1 protein-coding gene and 1 pseudogene are annotated in these 1,913 nt (G+C 37.0%); one reads left to right on the top strand and one right to left on the bottom strand.

Annotation, left to right across the window (positions count from 1 at the left end):
• Nucleotides 1-478: pseudogene (locus tag ACKI5B_RS04545) on the top strand (hypothetical protein); the annotation flags it as partial.
• Here the strand turns inward: ACKI5B_RS04545 and ACKI5B_RS04540 are convergent.
• Complete coding sequence (locus ACKI5B_RS04540) at nt 452-1,858, bottom strand: sensor histidine kinase (RefSeq protein ID WP_407426271.1); 1,407 nt, start codon at nt 1,856-1,858, stop codon at nt 452-454. The pseudogene ACKI5B_RS04545 and the gene ACKI5B_RS04540 overlap by 27 nt on opposite strands.
• Between the last annotated feature and the right edge of the window lie 55 nt (nt 1,859-1,913).

Here is a 1,913-nt window from a genome sequence, read left to right as displayed (position 1 = left end):
AGGCTGTGAAAGCGTTCATAATATGACTTACTGGCAACAGGAAAATTACATTGGCTGTGGTGCCGGTGCAAGCGGAACTGTCTACAATTTTGATTCTGAATATTCCTTACGATGGACAAATACTCTTTCTATTCCTGCTTACTATGAAGGTGTTTCAAAGGCTTTTTCTAAACTGAATGAATCAGATGTCTTTACTGAATTAAAACGAAATGTTGAAAATCTGGATAAAGAAACTTTAGAATTTGAATTTTTAATGCTTGGTTTCAGGCGTCTTGAAGGGGTGAGTGCGCAGAATTTTAAGAACCGGTTTAATAAATCACTTTCAGAACGGATTGGTGCCGATAGAACTGACGGTGTTTTTTCAAAATGGAAAAAAAAACGCCTTGCTTCCGTAAAAAAAATGCCAGATGGTGATATGATTTATTCACTTAACCGGCGTGGAATTCTTTTATTAAACCGTTTCCTGGAAGAGCTTTAATGGAATTGTAATTACAAACTCTGAGCCTTTTCCGTATTCTGAATTGACGCCAATCTGCCAGCCATGAGCTTTTATGATTGTCATAACTGTGGCTAACCCTATTCCCATACCTTCTTCACGGCGGGAAGAGCTGGCTCTGTAGAACATGTCAAAAATCTTTTCGAGGTCTTCTTCTTTAATGCCGATTCCAGAGTCTTTAATTTTGAAAACAAGATTTTTATTGCTGTTTCCATTATTTTCTTCGGCAGCACTGATTTCAATTGAATCATTTTCGTTTGTGTAACGCAGTGCATTTGAAAAGAGGTTTTCTAATGCGCGCTGAACAAGTTCTTTGTCGAAAGGAAGCAGAATTTCTTCAGTGAGTTTGATGTCTGCTGTTACATTCCGTTTGAAAATTCCACCTGTTGTAACGGCTCCTTCTGCAAATTCCTGAAATATAGGTACGATATTTTGTTCTTTGAGCTGCTGGAGCCAGTCAGTCTGATTTAATTTTACGAAATTTATGAGCGTATTAATCATTGTTTCAAGCTGCTCAGTTTTTGAACTTATGATTGCAAGTGAATTTTTGTTTTCCTCTGGCGTGTCATAAAATCCTTCAATCATTGCTTCTGTGTAGCCTTTGATTACTGCAACCGGCGTTCTTAAATCGTGACTGATTCCCATGATAAATTTTGTACGACGTTCTTCATTGTCTTTGATTGTAAGACGCATTTTGTCAAGGTTTTCGGTGAGCGAGGTTATTTCATTGTCTGTTTTAGTATTTTTTTCGTATTCAAGTTTTACGTCTAATTCGCCGTCTGCTATTTTTTGCGTATTTTTGTTTAGAATTGTGATTGAGCGCGAAATAGTGTTTGAAAGACTTATTATGAGTAAAATGCAGAAAATTTCAAAGACTGCAATGAAAATCATTGCGTTTCTGACCGCACGTTCAAAAAAACCGTTTTTTTTGTCGTGCGCATAATCACGGTTAATTCTGCTTATAAAAATTATGTCTGCTACGGTTTCAAGAGGAGGTGAAACAATCTGATAAAAAAAACTATTGCTTGTTTCATTCATGAACTGGAAGAGTTCGTCTTCGTTGATAATTTTTCTTTCCTGAAATTCCGGAATTGTGTTTACAAGAATTTCGTTGATATCTCCAAAATCTGCAAGAATCATGAATTCCACGTTCGGCGGGAGTGTGTGTAAAAGCTGTTTGAATACACTTATGTCCCGTTTTGAAAGAGGATAGTCATTTAACTGCCGTACCTGTTTATAGCCGTCAAATAACATTCGTTCAGGGCGGTTCAGGTAATGATAAACTGGAAGTGAAAAAGCTGCTAAGACAGGTACTAATATTACTCCGATTAAAAAAATTCGGAGCTGTGTTTTAATTTTCAAAGAGATACCCCATACCGAATACGGTTTTAATAAAGTGCGGGTCGCTTGGATTTGC

The sequence above is a fragment of the Treponema sp. genome (assembly GCF_045657965.1).
Taxonomy (GTDB): Bacteria; Spirochaetota; Spirochaetia; order Treponematales; family Treponemataceae; genus Treponema_D.
Note: the sequence above shows the minus strand (reverse complement) of the source record. Positions and strands in the feature narration are given on the sequence as shown.